Here is a 26,898-nt window from a genome sequence, read left to right on the forward strand (position 1 = left end):
TAAACTATTAAATATTCTGTTATCATGAAAAGAAATCTATTAAAAGCCAGCTTCATCGCTGCTTTAGCAATCACAAACCTTGGTTTTGCACAAGAGTACCAATTGGATAACTTTAACCCTAGCGACAAAAGATCTATCAATGCCTTTGAAGCAAGAAAGGATTCTGTAACAACGTTTGATCATCTAAGAGTTAAAATAGGAGGAGCATTTGCACTACAATTTCAAGGACTAAGCCACACGAACACAGCAGCTCCTGTTCTTAATTCAGCTGGCGTCAATGCAAACCAATTGTTTAAAATCAGTAATAATTTCAACCTTCCAACAGCCAACTTAGATGTAGATGTGGCATTATATGACGGTGTTAATTTACACTTACGCACATTCTTGTCTTCCAGACACCACAATGAAACTTATGTAAAAGGAGGATATCTGCAAATTGACAAGTTAGATTTTATTAAGAAAGATTTCCTTAAAGATGTCATGAAGTACGCAACAATCAAAGTTGGACAAGATGAGATGAACTATGGTGATGCCCATTTCAGAAGAACAGATAATGCTTATTCCCTTACCAATCCATTTATTGCAGGAAACCTTCTGATGGACGCTTATGCCACTTTTCCTTTTATGGAAGTATATTACAGAAGGGACGGTTTCATAGGAATGGTTGGAGCTTCTAACGGAAGATTGAACCAAACTGCAACCAGTGGAACAGCACCTTCAGTATATGCGAAACTAGGGTATGACAAACAGATCAATAAGGACCTAAGAGTAAGATTAACCGGATCTGTCTACAATAATGCCAACAGCTCAAGATTGGATTTCTATAATGGGGACAGAGCGGGTTCTAGATATTATTTCGTTCTGGAAAGTGCCTATGCATCTGGTACCAATGGAGCTAATACAGGAGCAGCCACTTTAAACTCAGCCAAAGTAGTACCAGATTTTGTCAATAAAATGACCTCAATTATGATCAACCCATTTCTACGTTATAAAGGATTGGAATTCTTCGGAACTTATGAAATGGCATCCGGTAGAAACCTGACTGAAACAGACAGAAGAACCTATAACCAATATTCAGCAGAATTACTTTACCGTTTTGGAAAAGAAGACAGCTTCTATTTTGGAGGACGTTATAACCAGGCAGATGGTAAACTAATTACAGGAAATGACATCACTGTAAAAAGATACAACATCGGCGGCGGTTGGTTCATGACAAAAAATATTCTTGCGAAAGTTGAATACGTCAACCAAAAATATGACGGATACGCTACAACAAGCATCTATAATGGAGGTGAGTTCAAAGGATATATGATAGAAGCGGCCATAGCTTTCTAATATTCAGTTAACAGGAGCAGAGGAAGCTTACCGGTTTCCTCTGTTTTTAAAAACAAAGATTATGAAACTTTTATATTTGCTTTTCGGTTTTTTCTCACTTTTCACATTTGCCCAAGGAAATTTTGTTCAAATCAATGGCAGCACAAATGTCAACAAGTTTCAATGTACCAACAACAAATTCAAAGCTGATGCAGGAGGTTATACCTTCTCAGAAAAAAACCTTCCAAATATCGTTTTAAAAGTCACAGACTTCGATTGTGGAAACAGAATGATGACCAAAGATTTTCAAAAGATCCTAAATGCGGAAAAATATCCGAACATGACCATCAAGTTTATCAGCTTCACCAAAAACCAAGGAGGCATCAATGCACTGGTAGAAGTAAAAATGATGGATCAAAGCAAAAGATACAATATCGAATTCGATATAGAAAACAATAAGCTGATCGGGAGAAAGAATGTAAAATTCAGTGATTTCAATATCACACCCCCGAAAAGAATGGGCGGAATGATCGTTGTAAAAGACGACCTGGATCTCATCTTCAGCTTAGCAACAAAAATTTAAAAATCAAACCAATAACTTTTTTCATATAATTAGATTTTTCAGTGTCGCAGTGCCAAGGGCTAGAAGTGGTATTGCGAATCGAGGAACTTGCAGACTCAGCTGCAGGTTCCTTTTTTATCTGAGCGTCTTTATCAGTCTGCAGTTTATCCTGAGCCTGACGAAGGAAAGACATATAAAAAATCAATTTCTGAAAGAAATTATCCAACTAAAATTTTCACCTTACAATCAACTTTACAACATCATTTCAAATTCGTAAATTTGCAATGTGAATATCAATCAAGCAGACCTTAACGAATTAGAATTTCCGGAACTTCTTTCGGAAATTGCACCTTTCGCTTACTCGCCGAAAACGGCAGACAAAATAATGGAACTTCATCCGATGGAAATAGACGAAGCAGAAATTTCCTTAAAGAAAACTTCGGAATTCCTGACGAGTTTTGAAAGTTCCAATGCCATTCCGTTTGATGAATACGAAGACATCGAAGAGGAACTGAAACTAATGTTGATCGAGAATTATCGATTAGAAAACAAATCGTTCATCAAAATCAAAACGATTACGGAACAAATCGGGAAATTGCAAAAATTCTTTCCTCAGCTTTCAGAAGCTTTTCCAACACTTTTGGAAGAAGTAAAAGACTTAGAATTTCGAAAAGAAATTATTGATAAGGTTGACAAAGTTTTCAACCGATTCGGAGATGTCAAAAGCGAAGCCTCTGCTGTTCTGAAAACTTTGAGAACAGAAATCCAACACGCCAGAAAAGCCGTTGATGAGAATTTCAATCGTTCTTTAGCTACCTATTCCGAATTTTTAGAAGATATACGAGAAAGCATTATTGATGACCAAAGAGTTTTAGCCGTAAAATCTGGTTTCAAAAAAAGAGTCAATGGTAGAGTTTTAGGAATCTCTAAAACCGGTTCTATTACTTTTATGCAGCCTGAAAGTGTAGTGAAACATTATTTCAAACTGAAGGAAAATCAGGAAGAAGAGAAAAAAGAAATCGATAAAATCCTTAGAAAATTAACGGCAGAACTTTCGGAATTTCAGCCTCAGCTTTCGGATTATCAGACTTATATCTTTGATCTGGACTTAATCCGAGCAAAGGCAAAATTTGCAGAAAAAGTCAACGGAATTTTACCAAAAATCAACAGACATCAAACTCTTCGTTTGAAAGATGCATTCCATCCATTGCTTTGGATTCGAAATAAAAATGAGAATAAGGAAATCTATCCCCAATCGTTAACTTTAACAGAGCACAACCGAATTATTTGTATCTCCGGACCAAACGCCGGTGGAAAATCCATTACGTTAAAAACTGTCGGATTGTTACAATTGATGATTCAGAGTGGGATCTTGGTTCCTGTTCATCCAAAATCCGAGATGTTTTTCTTTGAAAAGATCATGACCGATATTGGAGATAATCAATCCATAGAAAATCATTTGTCAACCTACTCTTCCCGATTGAAAAAGATGTCTGGAATGATCCGTGAAGCAGATAACAAAACCTTGCTTTTGATTGATGAATTCGGAACTGGTTCTGACCCAGAATTAGGCGGTGCCTTAGCGGAAAGTTTCATGGAATATTTCTATGACAAGAAAAGTTTCGGAATCATCACAACGCATTACACGAACATCAAACTGGTTGTAGAAAACCTTCCCGCAGCAACCAATGCAGCAATGCTTTTTGATGAAAGAACACTTGAACCACTTTATAAATTGGAAATCGGACAAGCTGGAAGTTCTTTTACTTTCGAAGTGGCTGAGAAAAATAAGATTCCGAGATTCATCATCAAGAATGCCAGAAAAAAGGTAGAGCACGACATTGTTAATCTTGACAAAACGATCGTGAAACTCCAACAGGAAAAATTCGAGGTTGAAAAACTAAAATCCGATCTCTCGGAAAAACGAGATTCGGTAGAAGATAAACGTGACAATCTTCAAAAACTGAATGAGCAGCTGCAGCAGAAGTTATTCAATTTCCAAAAACTGTATGAAGAAGAACACAGAAAACTGCAATTCGGAAACAAGATCGAAACCTTTATCGACAGTTATGTTAAAGGAAAATCCCGAAAAGATGTGGTGAAAGATTTTGTGAAAATCCTCGAACAGGAAAAATTCCGAAAACTGGGAACCGACAAAGATGAGACAAAACGTCTTCAGGTGGTAAAACGTAAAATCACACAACAACTTAAAAAAGAAGAAGTCATCGAAAAAATTGCGGAAACCAATGAAAAACTAGAAGAAAAACGAAAAGCAGAACGTGCTGTCTGGATGAAAGTCGGTCAACGCGTCCGAATCGCCGGAAGCACAAGCGTTGGCACGATTGAAAAGATTTCGAAAAACAAAGTGATTGTCAATTACGGAACTTTCAAAACTACAATTGACTCCGGAGAATTGGAGAGAATATAAAAAAGCGCAGATCGATCTGCGCTTTCTTTTTAAATTTTTTTGTTTACAAAAAGCTGATATGCCAGATAGATCAATGGCAAGGCCATAACTCCAAGATAAACTGCGTTTTGCATTGCAAATTCGGGATAAATCGCAACCGCATAAACCAATCCAAAGAATGCCCCTCCCAAATGGGCAGCATGTCCAATATTATCGTGAGCTCTTGGATTCAGCATCATATAAACAGAATATCCAAAGTACAAGGCTCCAAATAAGAATCCCGGCATAAACCAAATTTTAATTTCATTAGGAGCCAAGGCAACAGCCGCAAACAGAATCCCTGAAACTCCCCCACTTGCACCAATTGCTGAATAAAATGGGACATTCTTATATACATAAAGACAAAAAAGATTACCTAAAACAATAGATCCCAAATAAATAGCCAGAAATCCACCAACTCCGAATCCTATAAATGCAATTGATGAAAAAACATACAGAGTGTACATATTGAAAAGCAAGTGCATAAAATCTGCATGAAGGAATCCTGCGGACAACAGTCTTATATATTCCTTTTTTCTTTGTATAGCGCCAACTTCAAATTTATATTTCTGAAATAATTCGGGATTTTGAAATCCAATGTAACTTGTGACGCAAGTAATTACGATTATGATCAATAAAACGATGTTCATTCTTTTAAAAATTGATTGTATTTTTTAATTTTCTTCTTCCTCAAAAAGATTTCCGATAGTTCCGCCCTCATCATCCTGATCCGGATCAGGTTTTTCTTCGATTTCCGGTTCCTCTTCGACAACATCCAGTGGCTCAGGAATTGTAATATTGATGGATTTCACTTTATCTTTTGTCAACTGATTACCAATTGCTTTTATCCCTTTCACAGTTATAAATTCGTCCAGCTCAACCGTTTCGGGATCTTTTTGTTTGTCCTTGATTTTAGGGAAAACTATTTCCGCAATAGCTCCAGCTTCTGTTGTCACAAACTCGATGAAAGATTTCGGATTTTCGTTCGCAAAGAATGACTGGACATTTGGAGTGGCTTCTAAAAGAAAACGCTTTACAAAATACTTGTCCTTTTCGCCATCAAAATAGATACAGGTAATAGGTTGCTCGGGCTTCCATTTCTCCAGGATCAAATAATCATCATCAAAACGATTCATCAGATCAAAAGAAATCAACTTGGCTTCTCCCTGAGAGTTGATCGTAAGAATCTTATTATCACCTTTGAAATTCCCTAGTAGAGTTCCTCTTCCATCCGCATTCAAACGTCTTACCGAATCATCAAACCATATTTTTCTCGGAGCCAGAGTGGAAACGCCTTCTTCTTTAAGGTCAACTTTTTTGACCGCATATTTGGTCACAAGGTTTCCTTTCGAATCTCTACCTTTAATTGCCAGTTCTGAAAAATCGATATCGATCTTATTTTTTCTAACCCTTGCATTTGGTTTCAATAAAACAGAAACAACCTCTGCCTCACCATTTGGATTAGCTGAAAAATAAAGCATCTCCGAGTATTTTTTATCCGATGCTAATTTATAATCAGTATTTCTCGTAACGCCAGTCACAGAAAATCTTTTCATGTAGAAAGGACCTTCACGGCCTTCACGATAGATCATGTTATAAACCGTACGCTTATCATTCTTTTTCCAAACGGCAACGTGCTGTATGTTTTTTCCAATAAAAGTTTTTGCTTCCACTTTTACAACCTTCATGGTTCCGTCTTTTTGGAAAGTAATAATATCATCAATATCAGAGCAATCGAAAAGATATTCGTCTTTTTTAAGAGACGTTCCGATAAACCCTTCTTCCCTATTGACATAGAATTTCTCATTGGCGACAGCGACTTTGGAAGCATCAATTGTATCAAAAATTCTAAGCTCGGTTTTACGTTCTTTACCCTTTCCGTATTTTTTTTGGATATTGGTGTAATAATCTATTGCATAAGTAATAAGATTTGCTAAATGATGTTTCACTTGCTCGATCTTACCTTCCAAAGCCAGGATATTCTCTTTAAATTTATCCAGGTCAAAACGAGAAATCCTCTTGATTCTAATCTCAGTTAATTTAACAATATCCTCCTCTGTAACTGCCCTTAACAAATGTTTTGTGTGAGGTTTCAGACCTTCATCAATTGTTGTAATTACATCTTCCCAAGACTTGACTTCTTCGATATCATGATAGATCCTGTTCTCGATAAAAATTCTTTCCAATGAAGAAAAATGCCAACTTTCCTGCAATTCGTGAAGCTCGATTTCAAGTTCTTTTTTAAGTAGAGAAACCGTGTGGTCCGTATTATGTTTCAGAATATCAGAAACCGACAAGAACATCGGTTTGTCTCCAACAATCACGCAGGCATTTGGTGAAATTGGAACTTCACAATCCGTGAATGCATAAAGCGCATCAATGGTTTTATCGGGCGAAACATCCGGATGCAGATGAATATTGATCTCTACATTATCAGATGTGTTGTCCTCTATTTTCTTGATCTTGATCTTTCCTCTTTCGTTAGCCTTTAAAATACTATCGATAAGATCACTCGTATTTTTTGAAAAAGGAAGTTCAGTAATAGTAAGAGTATGCTTGTCTTTCTGTGAGATCCTTGCTCTCGCTCTTATTTTACCGCCTCTTTTCCCATCATTATAATTGGATATATCCAACATTCCTGCTGTAAGAAAATCAGGAAATATTTCAAATCTTTTCCCTTTAAGATAAAGAATAGAAGCATTGATCAGCTCATTGAAGTTATGAGGCATAATTTTGGTGGAAAGCCCGACACCAATCCCCTCAACACCTTGTGCCAAAAGTAATGGAAACTTTACAGGAAGATCGACCGGTTCATTATTTCTGCCATCATAAGATTTTGACCAAACGGTTGTTTTCGGATTGAAGACAATTTCCAAAGCCAGTGGCGTCAACCTGGCTTCGATATATCTTGCAGCAGCAGCAGAATCACCTGTATAGATATTTCCCCAGTTTCCCTGAGTATCGATCAGCAATTCTTTTTGCCCGATCTGAACCATCGCATCTGTAATAGAGGCATCTCCGTGTGGATGATATTTCATCGTATTACCTACGATATTGGCGACTTTGTTGTAACGACCATCTTCCAGCTCGCGCATAGAATGCATAATTCTACGCTGAACAGGCTTGAACCCATCAAAAATAGAAGGAATCGCTCTATCTAAAATTACATAAGATGCATAATCTAAAAACCAATCTTTATACAGACCCGAAACTTTTTTCAGGCTTTCTTCGTGATGTGTACTTTCTTCCATTAATCTTTTACCCTATTATCTTTTTGGCTGGTTTCCTGGTTGGCTTTCACCACTTTGTTCAAAGAAAACTTCAAATCCTTTATTTCTTTTCTACTTAGATAGGAAAGGTCATATTTTAATATGACTACATTACTTTTTTTGCTAGAAATATAAATATATAATTTTCTAAATATCAATAAATTGACAATATTGAACTTCAACAATTTATATTTCGGAAATTCATCTTTTGCGTTTTTTTTAGCTAATATGTATAGAATATGATTGTTTCTAAAATTAAGTGCCTCACCATCACTATCATATTCGAATATGGGCCTTCCCAACATATAAAGGAAAACAAATAACAAAAACGGCATCAACAATAGCACCCAAGCTTTATCCCCAAAAACATCGAACTTATTGATTTCCAAAATATAGGCAATAATTCCTAAAATAAAAATAATGCCGACAACTGAATATATAAAACTGTAGAATGGCGTTCTATTTCTGTTACTTAATCTCATTTGTATTTTTATGTGTTTTTTATTTTTTGTTGGTAAAGCTTTTAAACTTCCAATTCTCTGATTACTTCTTTTTTGTCAATATTCGTATCATCTTCAATTACAAGATTATCTAAAATGAACAATTGTCTGTCCGGTGTATTTTTTCCCATATAGAACTCCAACAACTGGTCAATCGTTTGGTCTTTTCCAACCACAACAGGTTCCAATCTGATATCTTTTCCTATAAAATGTTTGAACTCATCAGGAGAAATTTCACCTAATCCTTTGAATCGCGTGATTTCAGGATTTTTCCCAAGCTCATTCAAGGCCTTCAATCTTTCAGCATCGGAATAGCAATATCTTGTTTCTTTCTTATTTCTTACACGGAAAAGTGGCGTTTGCAAAATATACAAATGTCCATTCTTTATCAGATCAGGAAAAAACTGAAGGAAGAATGTAATCATCAACAACCTGATGTGCATCCCGTCTACATCGGCATCTGTAGCAATAATGACTTGATTATAACGCAGATCTTCAAGGCTTTCTTCGATATTAAGTGCAGCCTGCAAAAGATTGAATTCCTCATTCTCATAAACCACTTTTTTTGTCAATCCATAACAGTTGAGCGGTTTTCCCTTCAATGAAAAAACGGCTTGCGTTTCCACATCTCTGGATTTGGTGATAGAACCGGATGCAGAATCTCCCTCGGTTATGAAGATCATAGTTTCAGATTTTCTTGCCGCTTTTTGGTCATTATAATGATGCCTGCAATCTCTCAGTTTTTTATTATGAAGCGATACTTTTTTCGCTCTTTCTCTTGCTAGTTTTTGGATTCCGGAAAGCTCTTTTCTTTCTCTTTCTGAAATCAAAATCTTTTTCTGAATAGCTTCCGCAATTTCAGGATTTTTGTGGAGAAAATTATCCAGTTTACTTTTTAAGTAATTGATAACAAAAGTCTTGATCGTCTCCAGCTCTTTTCCATCCTTATCTTGCCCCATTGTTGTAGACCCCAACTTGGTCTTGGTCTGGGATTCGAAAACAGGATTACCAACATTGATGTAAACCGCACCAATAATAGCTTTTCTAATATCGGTGGCTTCAAAGTTTTTATTGAAAAATTCTCGGATAGTTTTCACATAAGCTTCTTTGAAAGCGTTAAGATGTGTCCCACCTTGCGAAGTATATTGTCCGTTAACAAAAGAAAAATACGTCTCAGACTGAGATTTGTCGGAATGCGTGATTGCCAATTCCATATCCTCGTCTTTTATATGAATGATCGGATAAACGATTTCGCCATCGATTTCTTCTTCCAGTAAGTCTTTTAAACCATTTTGAGATTCGAAAACTTCTCCGTTAAAATAGATTTTTAAACTTAGATTGAGATAAGTGTAATTACGAAGCATTTTTGCCACATACTCATTTCTGAATTTGAAATTGATAAAAATGCTGTCATCAGGAATAAAAGTAATTTCCGTCCCATTTCTTTCAGAAGTTTCGGTCTCATCGTGCAAAATATCCAATCTTCCCTCACGGAATTCGGCAATTCTCACTCTGCCTTCACGAACAGATTTCACTCTAAAATAAGTCGATAAAAAGTTAACTGCTTTTGTACCAACACCATTTAAACCGATTGATTTTTTGAAAGCGCCATCGTCATATTTCCCACCCGTATTCATTATGGAAACGACGTCCACAATTTTCCCCAAAGGAATTCCTCGACCGTAATCACGAACAGTTACAGTTCCGTCTTTGATTTTCACATCAATTCTTTTCCCGGCTTTCATCCTGAATTCGTCGATGGAATTATCCAGAACTTCCTTCAATAAAATATAGATCCCATCATCCACAGATGAACCGTCTCCCAATTTCCCGATATACATACCGGGCCGTAATCGTACGTGTTCTCTAGGTTCGAGCGTTCGTATGTTATCTTCGGAGTAATTCGGCTGTAAATCTTGTGACATAGTAAAAATCAGTAAACACACAAAAATAGGAAATTGAAGCCACAAATCCGAATTTTTTATTTTAAATATCTAAAGACTATTTTAATTATCATTTAGATTTTCACAAAAGAAAAAGATGACTTAAAAAGCCATCTTTTATTTTAATTTAAAACTTGATTTTAGAAAAACATTCCGCCGGAAACTTCAATCCTTTGTGCTGTAATCCACCTTGCTTCTTCCGTACAAAGGAAAGCCACAACACCTCCAATATCATCCGGCAAACCAGCTCTTCCCAATGCTGTATTTGAGGCAATCAAAGCATTCACATTTTTATCATCTCTAGTTCTTCCGCCACCAAAATCCGTTTCAATAGCACCTGGCGCAACCGCATTCACTTTTATGCCTCTTGCCCCCAATTCTTTTGCCATATATTTGCTCAACTGGTCAATCGCTGCTTTCATAGAACCATAAACCGATGAACCTGGCAACGCAAATCTTGCTAGCCCCGAAGATAAATTTACGATTCCGCCATTGTCATTAATGAAAGGTAAAAACTTCTGTGTCAGGAAAAACACACCTTTGAAGTGAATATCTACCATATCGTCCAATTGCTCTTCAGTAACTTGTGTAATAGGCTGGTATAAAGCTGTTCCGGCATTATTGATTAAGAAGTCAATATTTCTGCTTCCTATATTTTCCTCCAAATGGTCACCAACTGTTTTTACAAAAGCATCAAAACTTTTCACATCTTTTGTATTCAGCTGATAAGCAATTGCTTTTCTTCCCAAAGCCACAATTTCTGCAACAGTTTTATCCGCTTCTTCTTTGTTGGTATTATAAGTGATGATTACATCAAGTCCTTTTTCTGCAATTTTGATAGCTGCATTTTTTCCTAAACCACGGCTTCCGCCGGTTACTAATGCAATTTTCGTTCTTGTACTCATTTTTTTTACTTGTTTTTTGATGGGACAAAGTTCAGACAAATTGGTTCAAATCTTTTTGCTCGAATCAAACTAAAATTTGCAAAATTCAAATCAGGCACGAAATTCCAAAGGAGCCAACGACGTTTTCTTTTTGAAAAAATTAGAAAAATGCGCAATTTCCTCAAATCCTAAAGCATAAGAAATCTCAGAGACATTCCATTGCGTTTGTTTTAATAGAATTTTAGCTTCTTGAATGATTCTGTCCGCAATGATTTCTGTAGTTGTTTTTCCTGTATTTTCCTTAAGTTTTTTATTAAGATAATTAACGTGAATCGCCAATCTGTCTGCAAAATCTTTCGCTGTTTTCAACTGCAGTCTCTGTTCCGAAGTTTCAATCGGAAATTGCCTTTCCAACAACTCAACAAACAAAGAAACAACACGCATTGATGCATCATTGGAAGTGGAAAGTTTAGAAGCTGGTTGTAATTTTTGTCCGTAATGAATCAATTCCAAAACATAATTACGAATCAAATCATATTTGAAAATATAATCCGAATCTATTTCTTTTTTGATTTTTTTATAAAGCTGTTCTATCTCATCAGCCAACTCATCATCAATCTCAAAAATCGGAACATTGCCCGGTTGAAAAATCGGTAAATCTTCTAATATATTATGAGACTTATCTTTAATGAAAAAATCTTCAGTAAAAACACAAAAACTTCCTGCCTGACTTTCATCTTCCGGAATCCAATTGTAAGGAACTTTCGGAGTTGCAAAAAGAAGCGCATTGGTTTTGATCTCAATAGTTTTATCTGCATATTCCGCTCTATTTTTCCCTCTTATCAAGCTTATTTTATAATATTTCCTTCTGTTATAAGGCATTTCAAAACTAAGTCTTAACCTTTGGATTGTTTGAGCAATATCGAACACATTAAAATGTCCGATATCTTTCTGTAAACCTTTTGGCAAGATACTTTCTACATCTTTTCCCATTTTCTGGGCAATCTCCTGATAGAAATCCTCCAAAGAAGCATGAGCTATTTTTTCCATAAGCTTAATTTGTAAAATTCAAATTTAAGAATAAAAAAAGCTTTCAACAATGAAAGCTTTTTTCTTTTTTTGAATTAAAAATTACTGAATTAATATCTTTCCTTTCCAAGATTTACCCTGACTTGTTATTGTATAGAAAAGGATTTTGTTTTTGACCATATTTTTCAGATAAAAACTTTGTTTTCCTTTTGTATTGATTTCTTCTGATAATCGACCTGTAGCCTCGTAAAAGCTCACTTTGTAGTCTTGTGATGGATTTCCTAAAATTTTGAAATCTCGATTTTCTTTAGAATAATATAAGCTTAAGTTTTTCTCCGTAGAATTTTCTGAAGTTCCCAATACGACAAATTGACTGACACAAGATTTTCCCGAAGTATCTTCGAAACAATCGAGCCAAAAAGCACCTAATTCAAATGGTTGCTCCGCAGGTCTGGAAAACAAACCTGACTGCGAACCAATCCCTTCATAAATTTTATAATTAAAGCCTGTAATAAATGTTTTTACATTTTCTTTCCCAAATACAGAACCATATGAAATATTATCAATAGTCAATGGCCAGTTGTTGTATGAACCCAACCTCCAATTATCCTCAATAACATCTCCTATTTGTGCAGAAAAATCATATAACAACTTTTCCGTATTGGTATTAACATCTAAGAAATACACTTTTTTTGCAGCCGTATCTTCTCGCATTAAACATTCTAACACATCGGGATTATTCGTATTAGGAACATCTGTCCCAAAAGGACCATAAGGATTAATATAGTATAGATTAGAATAAATTTTCTTATAAACGACACCATCGATAGTTGTTTCACCATTTATAAAGATATAAGATGCTTTATATTGAGCATTACAAAAATCGCAATATCCCTCACGATAATAAACCCACCATTTATTTCCTTCTTTTAAAAGTGGTGTATAAGATTGCGAAAACACATTAAAGAATGTGAATAATAATAAAATTAATAGATTTTTTTTCATAGTTAATAGTTTTACAGTTATTATTCAGTAAATATAACACCTTTCATTAAAAATAAATATTAAATCAACATAAACTTTTTAACTAATAAAAAAACGCTCTCATTTCTGAAAGCGTTCTTAAAATTTATTTCTTGATTATTTTCTTGGAAATAATTTGCGAATCTGTATGGACATTCAGAATATATTGTCCAACAGGAAGCTTTCTGATATCCGTCTCAGAAGCTTGATTTTCAAGAACCATTTTTCCATTCATATCAAAAATCCTGATTTTTTGGATATTATCAACACCTTTTATTTTTATAAAATCTGATGTTGGATTTGGATAAACCTGAGCATCGATTTTATTAACATCAGAAACCGCTAATCCCGGAGTTTCCACAACCTCAATATCATCAATTGCAATAAAAGCAATATCTGTACAGTTGTAATGTCTAAAAACAACTTTGACATCTTGTCCTCCAAATGAAGTAATATTGATGTTGATATTTTTTGCAGTTTCTGTATATCCAGCATCCAAAGTTTCTTCAAAAACAGGCGTTTCATTACCTGTAAAAGTAGAATTGGCAGGAATTATGTAAACTGCATAATGCTCTTGATACAATTCTTCATCAAATGCGCCAACTTTGAATTTCAACCAAAGTAAATCTTGACTTGGCGGCAAAGTAATCGCTGGACTCGTTAAAGTATTATCAGGAGTGAAAGCTTCAAGAAACCAAGACCAGGAAGTTGCATACCAACCTGTAAAAGCAGGCATCTCATCATCATAAAATTCCCATTTTTGTTCATCACCATCTCTATCAACATTTTCCCAAGAGTTCCTTCCAGATTCTGTTTCAAAATCTTCTTTATAAATAACATGTTGTGAAAATCCCGCAAAACCTACTACTAACAAAGAAACAAAAAGTAATTTTCTAATCATAAATTCTATTTTTAATTCTTGCTAAAGTACAAATAAAAAACTCCCGATAATTCGGGAGTTTATATTTTATAATGATCAAAATCTACTTATACATTGAATCTGAAATGCATCACATCGCCATCCTTCACGATGTATTCTTTTCCTTCCACTCTCATTTTTCCAGCTTCTTTTACTTTGGCCTCTGAACCATAATTTACAAAATCATCGTAACCAATCACTTCCGCACGGATAAATCCTTTCTCAAAATCTGTATGGATCACTCCCGCAGCTTGTGGCGCAGTTGCACCTTGGTCGATTGTCCAAGCTCTAACTTCCTTAACACCAGCAGTGAAATAAGTTTGCAACTTCAACAGATCATAAGCTTTTCTGATCAATCGGTTGACACCCGGCTCTTCCAGACCAAGCTCATCCAGAAACATTTCTCTTTCTTCAAAAGTCTCTAGTTCATTGATATCAGCCTCGATTTGAGCGGCAAGAACAACAATTTCTGCGCCTTCACTTTTTGCCATTTCATCTATTTTAGCAATCCAGTCGTTTCCGTTTTTGATAGAATTTTCATCTACGTTACAAACATACAGAACCGGCTTATTTGTCAACAGTTGAACTTCACCAATAATTGATTTTGTAAAATCATCCGTTGGAAATTTTCTTGCGTTTTTCCCATCTTCAACAAATTTTTGAAGATTCTGTAAAGTTTCGTAGGTCAGAATATCTTCTTTCTTCCCAGATTTGATGAATTTTTTTGCCTTTTCAACAGCTTTTCCAATCGTTTCCAGATCCTTCAGCTGAAGTTCTATATCAATGATTTCTTTATCTCTAAGCGGATCAACAGAACCCTCTACGTGAACAATATTCCCGTTATCGAAACATCTCAAAACATGAATAATTGCTTCACACTCACGGATATTAGCAAGAAACTGATTCCCAAGACCTTCTCCTTTACTTGCTCCTTTAACAAGCCCAGCAATGTCTACGATCTCTACAACAGCAGGAAGAACCCTTTCCGGATTAACAATTTTTTCAAGCTCGAAAAGTCTTTTATCCGGAACAGAAACCGTTCCCAAATTGGGCTCGATCGTACAAAACGGATAGTTTGCAGATTGTGCTTTGGCATTGCTAAGACAATTAAAAAGAGTTGATTTCCCTACATTCGGAAGACCTACGATTCCACATTTCATAACGAAATTTTTATTTTTATTTATTAGTGCTATGTAACCATTCCGGTTTCATAATATAAAGTCAATATTTGAAGTTAATGTTTTGATGTTCACTTTAAACTTTGAACTTTCAGCGTGCAAATATACTATTTTTGAATTTGAATTTTCTACTTTTACAATCTTAATTAAAATGGGAAAATGAGCCGGAAAAAACGCGAATTCCAATCTTCGGAATTACTGAATTCTTTCGCAAGAATCTATGGTTTTGAAGATAAATTGAAAGCTTTCGAAATCAAGGATTTTTTGCAAAATTATCTTTCGGATACGCTTTTTTCTGAAATCGAAACTGTTAATCTAAAAGAAAAAGTTTTGGTTCTGAGAATCAAATCGCCTTTGCTTAAAAACGATTTCCGAATGAGGAAATCATTCTTTCTGAAAAAATTCCAGGAAGTTTTGAAAGACGAATCCCTGATCAATGACCTTCTGATCCTGTAGAAATATCCTGGATCATCTGCTTGCTTCTCTCATCAAGCAAAGACCTTAATGGAAAGAAAAACCTGAATGGATTTCTGATAAAATATCGAAAAATCTCTCCAAAAATTTCTCTTGCTTCACTCAACTCCACTTTTCTGGAACGGAATGCCAGTAACATCGATAATCCGAAACTTACAATAAAGTTAAAGAATCCAATAACAAAAACCGTTACAAACGAAATCCAAAACGTGTAAGATGTCACGACAAAATCTTTACCGTAAAGTCCTAAAGCAAAATTTCCCGCAGCAAACGTAATGTGACGAATATCGAGGTCCAAACCAAGGAAAAGCCCAATCGGAGCGGTTGCACCAAGAAAAACACCGAACCAGAAATTAGAGATAATCCCAGCCCAATTCTTGGAATAATAGACTGATAATCGTTTTGCAATCTTTTGCCCAAAGAAATAATTGATGAAAGGATTTTTAGCAATTCTCTTAGGAATCTGGAAAAAGACGGAATTATTACTGATATTTCCAGAAATCACACCAGAAATAAAGAGGAAAACTCCAGCAATAGAAGCATGCAAAATCGCTTTGGACTGAAATGGGTCTAAGTCATATAGCAATTTCGTCGATTTATCGAAAGCAAAATTCTGTTTGAAAAGTATTTCTAAACCATAAATAATAATCAAAGAAACTGGAAAAGACAACAGAACATTCCCAACAAATGCAATAAATTGCGATCTGAACAATTGGGAAACAACGTGAGCAAATTCCATATAAGTACTCCTGCTACTTCCTTCTGACAGAACTTTTGCCATTGTAGCGGCAGTCATTGCAGGTTGTTTTGTCGCCAAGGTAAAACGCATCAGATAGATCATTACAAATCCCATCGCATAATTCATAGAAAATAAAAATGCATGAGCAAAATCACTTGTATCAATATAGCTGTAAAGCATTTTCAAAACACAAAGCGCTCCAACGATCACACCTCCTCCAGATGCTTTCCAAAACATCTTCATATAAGATTTGACAGTGGAAGTAATGTAGTGCGTTCCCATTTCCGCCGTATGATTGGTAATAAGATGAGACATCAATCTTGTACTGTCAGAAACCAGATCCTGAAGATTGTTCTTATGTGATTTATACTTTAAAATATTAAAGACCAACTGCTTGGAATTGATCAGATAATCTTTTTCTTCATCGATTACGAAGAGCTTAATAATATCAGACATTCTTTGCAATTGCTGCCTGATTTTCAGCAATGATTGATTGGTTTTACTAGAAATCCCGTATTTTGAAGAGTTCTTGAAGGCAATATTCACAAATTCCAAGCATTGGTCGAGATAAACTTTTGTTTGTTTGTAAACCTCATCATTAGATGTAAATTTGAAGTCTGGATTTTCTTTGAAATCAGCATTCAGAATATCAAGTTCGTTTTGCAAAGCCAAAAATGGATTATCAAAATTCCTGTATTCCGGAGCCATTTTTACAACCTCTACATCTAATGCATTTCCAATAACCCGCCACGCCAGGATATTAAGAGAAAAGAGCATTTCATTTTTAACATGTTGGTTATTAATAAATTTATCAATTCTCAACAGCATGAAAAGCTCATCCATTTTATCTTCTGGTGAATTCTGGAAAAACTCAAGGTCTTTTTTAGGTGTCACCAAAACATTATCCACCAAATACCAAATTGTATTTTCGTTTTCAATCGGTGGAAGGATTTTATTAAGTATCCGTTTTTTGAACTCCGGATAAAAAGCATTTTCTGAAAGAATATCTGCTTCGGTAAGTGATAGATTGAATGGCTTTTCTCTGAAGATATTATGAATATAATAAATCAGATTTTCTTTTATCCTCTCATTATCTTTGAGATAAGCTGTAAAAACGCCTAAATCATCTTTCTTCAGGCTTGTAATGATCTCCGACAAGGGCTCCAGGGACAAAGTTTCATTCTGTTCAGAAAAATAGTTTTTCAGAATCGTGCTGAAGTTGTCTTTTTTGGTTAATCTAATCGCCATATCATTACAAAAGTAATCATTTCAGAACAATATTGTTCATCTGTCTTATAATCCAGCTATGCTTTTTTCTTAGATACGGCGTAGGATTTTTAGGATCATATTTTTTAGGATTTGGCAAAACTGCAGCGATCCATGCGGCCTCACTCTTTGTGAGGTCTTTTGCCGGTTTATTGTAATAATATTGAGAAGCTGCCTCTATTCCAAAGACTCCCTGTCCCATTTCTATAGAATTAAGATATCTTTCAAGAATAATATCCTTACCCCAAATTTTCTCTATAATAAATGTATAGATCACCTCCAGCCCTTTTCTGATCCAGCTTCTGCCTTGCCAAAGAAAAATATTTTTAGCAGTCTGCTGAGAGATCGTGCTGCCTCCTCTCACTACTTTACCTTTCTTATCGTTCTTCTTCATCGCCTTTTCGATAGCCTTATAATCAAAGCCATTGTGCGTGAAAAACAATTGGTCTTCTGAGGCGATCACCGCTTTTTTGATATTATTTCCCATGTCATCATAGGAAACATAATCACGTTGTAATTTCCCGTATTTTACCAGACCTCCAATCTGAGTAAACGTAATTGGTGGATTAAAGAATATCCCAAAAATAATGAAAAATATATTCGCCAGGATTACAAACAAAAACAGTTTCTTGATGAACTTCCACATTGTTAAAAGAAATTTTAAGCGAAATTAAAACAATTTTCTTGTCCTGTCAAAATCTACCAATCAACAAATTTTTGAATATTATTAAAAATTAATTAACAAATAATTATTCGAAAACAGGAAATAGAAATTTAGCTTTGTGACATAAAAAAACTCACAACCAAAACTGATCGTGAGCTTTCGTGAGCGCGAAAGGATTCGAACCTTTGACCGTCTGCTTAGAAGGCAGATGCTCTATCCAGCTGAGCTACGCACCCATTTGTAATTTTTAAAGAAATTACTAAAACTTGTCGGGGCGGCAGGATTCGAACCTGCGACCTCCTGGTCCCAAACCAGGCGCGATGACCGGACTACGCTACGCCCCGTAGATTTTTTTTGCGGAGGGTAAGGGATTCGAACCCTTGCGACCCTTTCGGGTCGACAGTTTAGCAAACTGCTCCATTAACCACTCTGGCAACCCTCCTTGCAATATTTTAAAGACCGCTTGTTCCTCAATTGCGAGTGCAAATATAGAACAGTTTTGTATATCTACCAAACTTTTTTTCTGTTTTTTTTTCATATTTTTGAATCATAAATACTTCGTAAAACACTTACAGATGCGTAATACACTATATCTCACAACCTTAGGAATGATAATTATTTCCTGCGGTTCTCAGCAAAAAAATTTAAAAAGTAAAACTCCAACTCTTCCGAATGTTCCAAAACCCTTCATCACAGAAAAAAAACCGGAGATAAAGGAAGATGAAGGAGAATATTATAAAGTCAACATCGCAGACATTACTAAGAATGACAATACTATAAGTTATGGTTCTATTGTAAGTGCCAATCCTGTTGGATATAAAGTCACAAAAAACTATTTCCCGTCTATTGGTCAAAATTTCAGACAGCGGTATTTGATTTTACATTATACGGTTCTGAATGATGAAAAATCCATAAGTACACTCACTCAACAATCTGTTAGCGCCCACTATTTGGTCAGCACGCTTCCTGATAAAGAAATCTATCAGATCGTGGATGAAAATAAAAGAGCCTATCACGCGGGAATCAGTTTTTGGAGAAAAGACCAGCAACTGAATGACACATCCATCGGAATTGAGATCGTCAATCTTGGTTATACGACAGATTCTCTAAATAATCGGGTGTTCTATCCTTATCCGGAAGAACAGTTCAGAAAAGTGGCCGCTTTAGCCAAAGATATTGTGACGAGATATAATATCCCGCCAACTAACATCTTAGCCCACTCTGACATTGCGCCAACAAGAAAACAAGATCCAGGCCCGCTTTTTCCCTGGAAAAGACTTTACGATGAATATCAAATCGGGATGTGGTATGACGAAACGGCGAAACAGACTTTCCTCAATCAAATATTAACAACCAACGATATTGCATTACAATACAATAATCCTGAATTTGTTTCCAAAATCCAACAGCAATTGGTTCAGTTTGGCTATGCTTTAACAGTAAATGGTGTTTGGGATAAACCAACGAAACAAACGATCGAGGCGTTTCAATTTCATTTTCGACCGAATAATTACAGTGGTATTATGGATGCCGAAACCTGGGCGACCTTGCAGGCTTTGGTCCAGAAATATCCGCAGAAGTAATTTTTGAAATATTTATTAATGAAAATTTTCCTTTACATTTCATTAATTACAATTAGTTGTTCAAACACAACTTCTGCTCAAAAGAATAACATCAAATATTTTGAAACAGTTAATTTTAAAAATTTAAAAGAGGAATATATTACTAAAACTGTCACAATTAATAAAGACAAAGTCAATATTGATTTAAATTTTGACAATAAAAACCCGTCAGAAAATGAGTTAAAGACCTTAAACAGTTTTTTTTCCAATTTGGAAAATATCATCCAACAGAACAAAAGTAGAATTGATAATGATTTTAAAAGTTCTGAAGAAAACACTGTTCGAGAATACATTTCTCATCATTTGAGTGAAATTCCTGAAAATGAATTGAATCAATTAATTGATAGGAATGACAAAATTAAAAGTGACGAGCAAAAATTATTTGAAAAAATAAAACTTAAACGAATTGGAATTTATCCCAAAGACAATATAAATTATGGCACTTTCGACTATACAATTGGAGAAACCTACACTCAGTATTTAATTGTAATAAAAATTAATGAAAAAGGAAAAATAATAGACGTTACAATAGAAAGCTGATTACAACAAAAAGCCTCGAAATTTAGTTCTTGAGGCTTTTTTATACTTAACAAAATCCTATTTACTCAACAACAAAGAAACCCATTCTTCTCTCTGTATCTTCTTTTCTAATTTCAAATTTTGCTCGGTGCAAACTTCCAGAATATCGTCCACATCAAAGAAACAAAGTCCGGATAGCAACAATTTTCCACCATCTTCCAAAACGGAAACGTAAGTCGGAATGTCAGAAATCAAAATATTTCGGTTGATGTTGGCTAAGATGATTTCGAATTTTTCTTTGCCGAGATTATCAGCAGTTCCCAGTTCGATGTCCAATTCTACATTGTTACGCTCTGCATTTTCTTTGGAGTTTTCTACAGACCATTCATCAATATCAATAGCAACAGTTCTTCCCGCACCTTTCTGCTTGGCGAAAATCGCTAAAACCGAAGTTCCGCAACCCATATCCAACACTTTTTTGTTCTCCAAATCCATATCCAACATCTGTTGAATCATCAAGTGTGTTGTTGGATGATGACCCGTTCCAAATGACATTTTTGGCTGAATCACAATCTCGTGCATTTGTGGATTTGGTTCGTGGAATTCTGCTCGGATAAGGACTTTATCTTCAACATTGATTGGCGAAAAATTCTTTTCCCACTCCTCGTTCCAGTTAATGTTTGGCATTTCCTCGTAGGTGTAAGAAATCTCCACTTCCTCATTTTGTAGAAGGTAGATATTTTTCAATTCTTCTTCTTTAAAAAGGTCTTTTTGGATATAACCCAAGATACCGTCATATTCTTCTGTGAAGCTGTCAAAACCGATTTCTATCAGTTCTGCCATCAATATTTCGTTCCAAGGTTGTAGAGGTTTTATTTTAAAATTGAATTCTAAGTAAGCTGCCATTGTATAATTTTTCGCAAATTTAATTGATTTAAAATCTATTTAAACTTATTTTGGGGAAATTAACCACATAGACACATAGTTTATCTAAAAATAAACAGACCAAGTAGTTTTTGTTGAAATTTTAATTCATCTTAATCTGATAAGTAAATCCAAGATGAAACCATCTTCCCGGCATTGGAACCAGATTGGTTTCTACATATTTCGCATTCGTCAGATTGTTGATGAGCACATAGAAATTCAAGTCTTTGTATCGGAAATTAAGTTGCTCATCCAAAGTATTATAACTACCGAGATTCACACGTTCCATATATCGGTAAATTAATTGATTGCTGAAAAACTTCAAAAACTTCACATCGATTTGACCCACGAATTGATGTCTCAGATTGGTCAAAGCATATCTGGAAAGCTCCGTATTTTTATATTGATTATCAAGATAAGTATAATTCAATCTGTAATTTAAAAAGTCAAATAATTGATGTTTAAATTCAGTTTCAAAACCTTTCAGATTGATTTTCCCAAAATTCTCTGCCGTCCAGATACTTTCCGGAGTTGGCTTCAGCCAGTCGATACCGTTGTTTGTATTTCGGATAAAACCACTTGCTTTCGCCAATATTTTCTGATTCTGGAAACGATAACCTATTTCCGAAGACACCGCAGATTCCGGAATCAAATTAGGATTTCCCTTTTCAGTCGGACTTACATAATACAAATCCGTAAAAGTCGGGATTCTGAAACCTTTGGAAATGGCTCCGAAAATTTTATGATTTGTATTAAAAATATAACCCACATCCACGCCAGGATAAAAGAAATTATCGCCAGAATAATTCGCCCAACTTGCGCCAGGATTCACTTCCAGTTTTTGATTGAAGAATCTGAATTGATGGTCAAAGAAGACCTGCGTCACATCTCTTTTTCGTTCTCCAAGATTGTTGCTGGACAAAAATTCCCTTCGGAAATCCACCCCAATATTAGTTGTTCCGAGCGATGATTCATAACTCGCATTGACTGTTCCGCCGACGTTATTTCCTATGTGCATATTTCTGTAACCAGCCGGATTTGAGCGTGTAAAAAGATACATATCCTGTCCTCTTCTCCAATAAACACTGGAATTAACCGACAATTGATTGAACTTTTGCTGATACTGCAAACTCACCACCGAAGCCTGAGTTTCTTCATATTGATTAATGGCTGAAGGCGATGCATAGAAACCATTCGCCCCAAATTTCTTCTCAGAAAAACCAGCCTGCAAACTCACACTTCCCTCGTTCAGTTTCAATTTATTCTGATAAAAGAAATTGCGAATATTATAATCGGTGTTGAATCTATAACCGTCCGAAGCACCATTGCTCAGCGTCAAAAGATTGGTAAATTTCTCCGAGCCAAAAGTTGCAGAAGCCGATAAATCATAAGTTTTGAAATCGCCACCTTGCGCTTTGATGGTTACCTTTTCGTCCGCAGAAGATTTGGTAACAATGTTAATGACACCCGAAAAAACATTCTGTCCATAGAGTTTTGCCGATGAACCTTTCATAATCTCAATCCGCTCCACCACTGAAATATCAAACGGAATATTGAACGTGTTATGACCCGTCTGGGAATCATTCATCCTGATGCCATTAATCAAAATCAAAACCTGCTCAAACGAACTTCCCCGAATGGAAATGTCGCTCTGCACCCCATTGGAACCTCGTCTTCTAATGTCCAATCCGGAATGAAACTGCAACAATTCATCGATGCTCGTTGCCGGACTATTCTCAATTTGCTGTTTGGTAATAACCGTCACATTTTCATTCACATCATTATAAGGAATCGATAAAAATCTACCTTGTAAATTGACCTCATCGATTTCATTTTCTTTATTCTGTGCAAAGCCGTTGCTTGACAAAACGACAGCTGACAAAGCCACAATTATTTTCTTCATAGTTTAATTTCCTTTCAGATAATCGGGCGCAAATATAGAGATTCACCTGAGTTAAGTTACTAAATTTATTAAGAAAATCTTAATAGTTTAAATCCAAAAACTTACCTGAAAACGATTAAATTTTGCGTAATTTTGTGGGTCTTATTTTTACTATGGCTACAACAACCGACATCGATATCAAGAAATTTCTTTTCGTTAAAAACGCACACCTTAACAACCTGAAAAACATAGATGTTCTGATTCCAAAGAACAAACTGATTGTTATCACAGGTGTCTCCGGAAGTGGTAAATCGTCTCTCGCTTTTGACACGATTTATGCCGAAGGACAAAGGCGTTATGTAGAAAGTTTGAGTTCCTATGCGCGTCAGTTTTTGGGTAAATTAGAAAAACCGAAAATCGATGATATCAAAGGTTTGGCACCATCGATTGCGATTCAGCAAAAAGTGATTTCGTCCAATCCACGTTCTACGGTCGGAACTTCTACAGAGATTTACGATTATATGAAATTGTTGTTCGCCAGAGTTGGAAGAACTTACTCGCCAGTTTCGGGAGAAGAAGTAAAAAAAGACAGCGTGACGGATGTGATTGATTTCATCAAAGCTTCCAAAAAAGATTCTACATTTTTACTTTTGACGCCTTTGACATTTGAAAAAGAAACATTTGCTGAATTGCTCAAAACCCTTAAAGTTTCAGGATTTACAAGATTGGAAGTGAATGGAAATCTTGCTGGAATCGAGGATTTGGAAAGTTTCGGATTCACGCCGGAAAAGGATATGACGATCAATCTCGTGATTGATAGATTCAGTTATGAGGAAGATGAGAATTTCCTGCAACGTTTGGCAGATTCTATCCAAATGGCTTTCTACGAAGGTCACGGCTACTGCTCGCTTAAAAATACAGACACAGGAAAAATCCGTGAATTTTCTAATAAATTTGAATTAGACGGCATTGTTTTCAACGAACCGAATGTTCATTATTTCAGCTTCAACAATCCTTACGGCGCTTGTCCGACTTGCGAAGGTTATGGAAAAGTGATTGGAATTGATGAAGATTTGGTAATTCCTAACAAAAACCTGTCCCTTCACGAGGATGCAGTTGCTTCCTGGAAAGGCGAAAGTATGAGTGAATGGAAAAAGGATTTTATCAAAAAAGCGAAGGACTTCCCTATTCATAAGCCTTATCATCAATTGACCAAAGAGCAGAAACAATATCTTTGGAAAGGCGATAAAACGAAAACATTCCCAAGCATTGATAATTTCTTCAAAATGCTGGAGGAAAATCTTTATAAAATCCAGTACAGAGTGATGCTTTCTCGTTACCGTGGAAAAACACTTTGCCACGAGTGCGAGGGTCTTAGATTACGAGAAGAAACAAGCTGGGTAAAAATTGACGGGCACAATATCCAATCGTTGATTGAATTGCCTTTAGACGAATTGCTTCCATTGATAAAAAGCTTAAAACTCAACGACCACGACAGAGAAATCGCCAAACGCCTGACTTACGAAATCGAAACAAGACTGGAGTTTTTAACGAAAGTTGGTTTGGGTTATTTGACTTTAAACAGAACCTCGAACACACTTTCCGGAGGAGAAAGTCAGAGAATCAATCTGGCGACAAGTTTAGGAAGTTCTTTGGTTGGTTCTATTTATATTTTGGATGAGCCAAGTATCGGTCTGCATTCCCGAGATACAGAAAATCTGATTGGTGTTTTGAAACAACTTCGTGATTTAGGAAATACAGTAATCGTTGTAGAACACGACGAAGATGTGATGCGAGAAGCCGATTACATCATCGACATTGGTCCGGAAGCTGGATATCTAGGTGGAGATTTGGTTTTCAGTGGTGATTATAAAGAGATGATGAAAGCGGATACTTTGACCGCAAAATACCTGAATGGCGAATTGGAAATCGAAGTTCCTGCAAAACGAAGAAAAACAAAAGAATTTATAGCAATAAAAGGCGCTCGTCAAAATAACCTGAAGAATGTAAACGTGAATGTTCCTTTGGAATGCCTTACCGTGATCACAGGTGTTTCCGGAAGTGGAAAATCGACATTGATGAAAGAAGTGATGACGAATGCGATTCAGATTCAGTTGGGAATGGGTGGAAAAAAAGCGGATTATGATTCGGTGGAATTTCCTTCAAGATTGATTCAGAATATCGAATTGATTGACCAAAACCCGATTGGAAAATCGTCCCGTTCAAACCCTGTAACTTACTTGAAAGCTTACGATGATATTCGTGACCTTTTTGCAAAACAAAAATCAGCAAAAGTTCAAGGCTTAAAACCAAAGCATTTTTCTTTCAACGTAGATGGCGGAAGATGTGACGAATGTAAAGGCGACGGTGTCATTACAGTTTCGATGCAGTTTATGGCAGACATCGAGCTGGAGTGCGAACATTGCCACGGAACACGTTTCAAAAAAGAAATCCTTGAAATCAAATACGACGAGAAAAATATTTCCGACATCCTTCATATGACGGTTGACGAAGCTTTGGAATTTTTCAAAGAAAACCACGAAGAAAAAATCGCAACCAAACTGAAACCTTTGCAAGATGTTGGTTTGGGCTATCTTCAGCTTGGTCAGTCCTCTTCTACTCTTTCTGGTGGAGAAGCTCAGAGAGTGAAATTGGCGTCTTTCCTTGTAAAAGGTGTGACGACGGATAAAACGCTATTTGTATTTGATGAACCATCAACTGGTTTGCATTTCCACGATATCAAGAAATTATTGAAATCGCTTCAGGCATTGATAGAATTAGGACATTCGGTGGTTGTGATTGAACATCAGCCTGATATTATCAAATGTGCCGACCATATCATCGACGTTGGTCCAAACGCAGGTAAATACGGTGGAGAGATTGTTTTCACCGGAACACCGGAAGATTTGATTAAAGAGAAAAAGTCTTTTACCGCGAAGTATATTGCGGAGAAATTAAAATAAAAAAGAGAGTCAAATGACTCTCTTTCTTTTATAAGTTATACAAAAACGGGCTTTTCCTAAAATAAGTTTCGTCATCAATCTGTGAAATCAAAAACTCAGACAAATCATTGGCGCTGATCTTTTCACCAATACAATCATACAAATTGGCTTCAGTTTCAAAACTTTCATCAGTCTGAATTATCACAGGTAATCTTACTAAGGTCCAACCCAGATTACTTTCTGTCAGAAGTTCATATTCTTTTTGTTTATCCAAAGTTGTTTCAGGATAATTCTGATACATCCATTCGGTTGCCATTTTCACTTTTTCATTCTTGTTGTCAAACAGCGTATTGACATTAAGACCTGTTATCACAATATATCTTTTGATTCCGTTAGAATTCATGGATTGAATGATATTCTTCGTTGAGTCAGAAAATATCGATTTTTCTCCTTTTGGCTGACCAATTGTACTGATCACAACATCGCAAGTTTTTATTAATTCGTTAATTGAATCATAATCTCTCGCATCGCCTTTTACAATTTCGATTAAAGGATTTTGGTTAGAAAAATTTTCAGGATTTCTTAATAGTAATTGGATTTGAAAACCTTTTTCAAGAAGTTTCTTTACAAGAAAACTACCCGCTTTTCCTGTTCCGCCAATCACGGCAATTTTATGTAGTTTCATTATGTTCTCTTTATATTATTGTTGGAAAATAGAATTTTTAAGAATCAATGAAAATCGATTCTTAATATCTCAAGCCTTCATAGAATCGAGCCTGATAAAACTTAATATTATAAA

21 protein-coding genes and 3 tRNA genes are annotated in these 26,898 nt (G+C 35.7%); 7 read left to right on the top strand and 17 right to left on the bottom strand.

Annotation, left to right across the window (positions count from 1 at the left end; genetic code table 11):
• The first annotated feature begins 24 nt into the window (after window positions 1–24).
• The 3 genes from RTX21_RS12870 to RTX21_RS12880 all read left to right on the top strand — a co-directional run bounded on the left by RTX21_RS12870 (window position 25) and on the right by RTX21_RS12880 (window position 4,304).
• Window positions 25–1,335 carry a hypothetical protein gene (locus RTX21_RS12870; protein ID WP_312768284.1) on the top strand — a complete coding sequence of 437 codons (1,311 nt, stop codon included), beginning with the start codon at window positions 25–27 and terminating at the stop codon, window positions 1,333–1,335.
• Window positions 1,336–1,396: 61 nt separating this feature from the next.
• Window positions 1,397–1,897 (top strand): YceI family protein, encoded by a 501-nt coding sequence (locus RTX21_RS12875; RefSeq protein WP_312768287.1) that lies wholly within the window; start codon window positions 1,397–1,399, stop codon window positions 1,895–1,897.
• A 265-nt stretch (window positions 1,898–2,162) separates the two neighbouring features.
• Window positions 2,163–4,304: an endonuclease MutS2 gene (locus RTX21_RS12880; RefSeq protein WP_312768289.1), complete on the top strand. Its 2,142-nt coding sequence runs from the start codon at window positions 2,163–2,165 to the stop codon at window positions 4,302–4,304.
• A gap of 29 nt (window positions 4,305–4,333) precedes the next feature.
• Here the strand turns inward: RTX21_RS12880 and RTX21_RS12885 are convergent, their stop codons facing one another.
• From RTX21_RS12885 to ychF, 9 genes are all read right to left on the bottom strand, one after another.
• Entirely contained in the window at window positions 4,334–4,972 is a 639-nt protein-coding gene (locus RTX21_RS12885) for a rhomboid family intramembrane serine protease (RefSeq protein ID WP_312768291.1), read from the bottom strand.
• 24 nt (window positions 4,973–4,996) lie between these two features.
• Entirely contained in the window at window positions 4,997–7,573 is a 2,577-nt protein-coding gene (locus tag RTX21_RS12890; RefSeq protein WP_312768293.1) for a DNA gyrase/topoisomerase IV subunit A, read from the bottom strand.
• Complete coding sequence (locus RTX21_RS12895; RefSeq protein ID WP_312768295.1) at window positions 7,573–8,073, bottom strand: hypothetical protein; 501 nt, start codon at window positions 8,071–8,073, stop codon at window positions 7,573–7,575. Before RTX21_RS12895 ends, RTX21_RS12890 begins: the two co-directional genes overlap by 1 nt.
• A 41-nt stretch (window positions 8,074–8,114) precedes the next feature.
• Window positions 8,115–10,016, bottom strand: a complete 1,902-nt coding sequence (locus RTX21_RS12900; RefSeq protein WP_312768296.1) for a DNA topoisomerase IV subunit B — start codon at window positions 10,014–10,016, stop codon at window positions 8,115–8,117.
• Window positions 10,017–10,174: 158 nt separating this feature from the next.
• On the bottom strand, window positions 10,175–10,939 hold the full coding sequence (locus RTX21_RS12905; protein ID WP_312768297.1) for an SDR family oxidoreductase: 765 nt from the start codon (window positions 10,937–10,939) through the stop codon (window positions 10,175–10,177).
• 90 nt (window positions 10,940–11,029) lie between these two features.
• Window positions 11,030–11,968, bottom strand: coding sequence for a helix-turn-helix transcriptional regulator (locus RTX21_RS12910; RefSeq protein ID WP_312768299.1), 939 nt, complete (start codon window positions 11,966–11,968; stop codon window positions 11,030–11,032).
• Window positions 11,969–12,049: 81 nt separating this feature from the next.
• Window positions 12,050–12,952, bottom strand: coding sequence for a hypothetical protein (locus RTX21_RS12915; protein ID WP_312768301.1), 903 nt, complete (start codon window positions 12,950–12,952; stop codon window positions 12,050–12,052).
• A 124-nt stretch (window positions 12,953–13,076) separates the two neighbouring features.
• Complete coding sequence (locus tag RTX21_RS12920) at window positions 13,077–13,871, bottom strand: T9SS-dependent choice-of-anchor J family protein (protein WP_312768303.1); 795 nt, start codon at window positions 13,869–13,871, stop codon at window positions 13,077–13,079.
• Between the two features lie 86 nt (window positions 13,872–13,957).
• Window positions 13,958–15,049 carry a redox-regulated ATPase YchF gene (gene ychF, locus RTX21_RS12925; RefSeq protein WP_312768305.1) on the bottom strand — a complete coding sequence of 364 codons (1,092 nt, stop codon included), beginning with the start codon at window positions 15,047–15,049 and terminating at the stop codon, window positions 13,958–13,960.
• A 177-nt stretch (window positions 15,050–15,226) separates the two neighbouring features.
• Between ychF and RTX21_RS12930 the strand changes: the two genes are divergently transcribed.
• On the top strand, window positions 15,227–15,523 hold the full coding sequence (locus RTX21_RS12930; RefSeq protein ID WP_312768307.1) for a hypothetical protein: 297 nt from the start codon (window positions 15,227–15,229) through the stop codon (window positions 15,521–15,523).
• On the opposite strand, the gene RTX21_RS12935 is transcribed toward RTX21_RS12930, so the two are convergent.
• The 5 genes from RTX21_RS12935 to RTX21_RS12955 all read right to left on the bottom strand — a co-directional run bounded on the left by RTX21_RS12935 (window position 15,501) and on the right by RTX21_RS12955 (window position 18,652).
• Complete coding sequence (locus RTX21_RS12935; RefSeq protein WP_312768308.1) at window positions 15,501–17,528, bottom strand: recombinase; 2,028 nt, start codon at window positions 17,526–17,528, stop codon at window positions 15,501–15,503. The genes RTX21_RS12930 and RTX21_RS12935 overlap by 23 nt on opposite strands.
• Window positions 17,529–17,544: 16 nt before the next feature.
• Window positions 17,545–18,192 carry a monofunctional biosynthetic peptidoglycan transglycosylase gene (gene mtgA / locus RTX21_RS12940; RefSeq protein WP_312768309.1) on the bottom strand — a complete coding sequence of 216 codons (648 nt, stop codon included), beginning with the start codon at window positions 18,190–18,192 and terminating at the stop codon, window positions 17,545–17,547.
• Between the two features lie 180 nt (window positions 18,193–18,372).
• Window positions 18,373–18,446 (bottom strand) — tRNA-Arg (locus RTX21_RS12945).
• Between the two features lie 33 nt (window positions 18,447–18,479).
• Window positions 18,480–18,554, bottom strand: a tRNA-Pro gene (locus tag RTX21_RS12950).
• Window positions 18,555–18,567: 13 nt separating this feature from the next.
• A tRNA-Ser gene (locus RTX21_RS12955) sits at window positions 18,568–18,652 on the bottom strand.
• Window positions 18,653–18,785: 133 nt separating this feature from the next.
• Between RTX21_RS12955 and RTX21_RS12960 the strand changes: the two genes are divergently transcribed.
• Both RTX21_RS12960 and RTX21_RS12965 read left to right on the top strand, forming a co-directional pair.
• Window positions 18,786–19,793 carry an N-acetylmuramoyl-L-alanine amidase gene (locus tag RTX21_RS12960; protein WP_312768311.1) on the top strand — a complete coding sequence of 336 codons (1,008 nt, stop codon included), beginning with the start codon at window positions 18,786–18,788 and terminating at the stop codon, window positions 19,791–19,793.
• Between the two features lie 18 nt (window positions 19,794–19,811).
• On the top strand, window positions 19,812–20,372 hold the full coding sequence (locus tag RTX21_RS12965; RefSeq protein WP_312768314.1) for a DUF2004 domain-containing protein: 561 nt from the start codon (window positions 19,812–19,814) through the stop codon (window positions 20,370–20,372).
• Window positions 20,373–20,429: 57 nt separating this feature from the next.
• Here the strand turns inward: RTX21_RS12965 and prmA are convergent, their stop codons facing one another.
• Together prmA and RTX21_RS12975 are read right to left on the bottom strand one after the other, a co-directional pair.
• Window positions 20,430–21,257, bottom strand: coding sequence for a 50S ribosomal protein L11 methyltransferase (prmA, locus tag RTX21_RS12970; RefSeq protein ID WP_312768316.1), 828 nt, complete (start codon window positions 21,255–21,257; stop codon window positions 20,430–20,432).
• 121 nt (window positions 21,258–21,378) lie between these two features.
• Complete coding sequence (locus tag RTX21_RS12975; RefSeq protein WP_312768319.1) at window positions 21,379–23,178, bottom strand: TonB-dependent receptor domain-containing protein; 1,800 nt, start codon at window positions 23,176–23,178, stop codon at window positions 21,379–21,381.
• Between the two features lie 152 nt (window positions 23,179–23,330).
• Here RTX21_RS12975 and uvrA point away from each other — a divergent pair, with 152 nt between their 5' ends.
• Entirely contained in the window at window positions 23,331–26,120 is a 2,790-nt protein-coding gene (gene uvrA / locus RTX21_RS12980) for an excinuclease ABC subunit UvrA (RefSeq protein ID WP_312768321.1), read from the top strand.
• 28 nt (window positions 26,121–26,148) lie between these two features.
• On the opposite strand, the gene RTX21_RS12985 is transcribed toward uvrA, so the two are convergent.
• Window positions 26,149–26,784 (bottom strand): NAD(P)H-binding protein, encoded by a 636-nt coding sequence (locus RTX21_RS12985; protein ID WP_312768322.1) that lies wholly within the window; start codon window positions 26,782–26,784, stop codon window positions 26,149–26,151.
• Between the last annotated feature and the right edge of the window lie 114 nt (window positions 26,785–26,898).

It is taken from the genome of Epilithonimonas sp. (assembly GCF_032054305.1).
Taxonomy (GTDB): Bacteria; Bacteroidota; Bacteroidia; order Flavobacteriales; family Weeksellaceae; genus Epilithonimonas.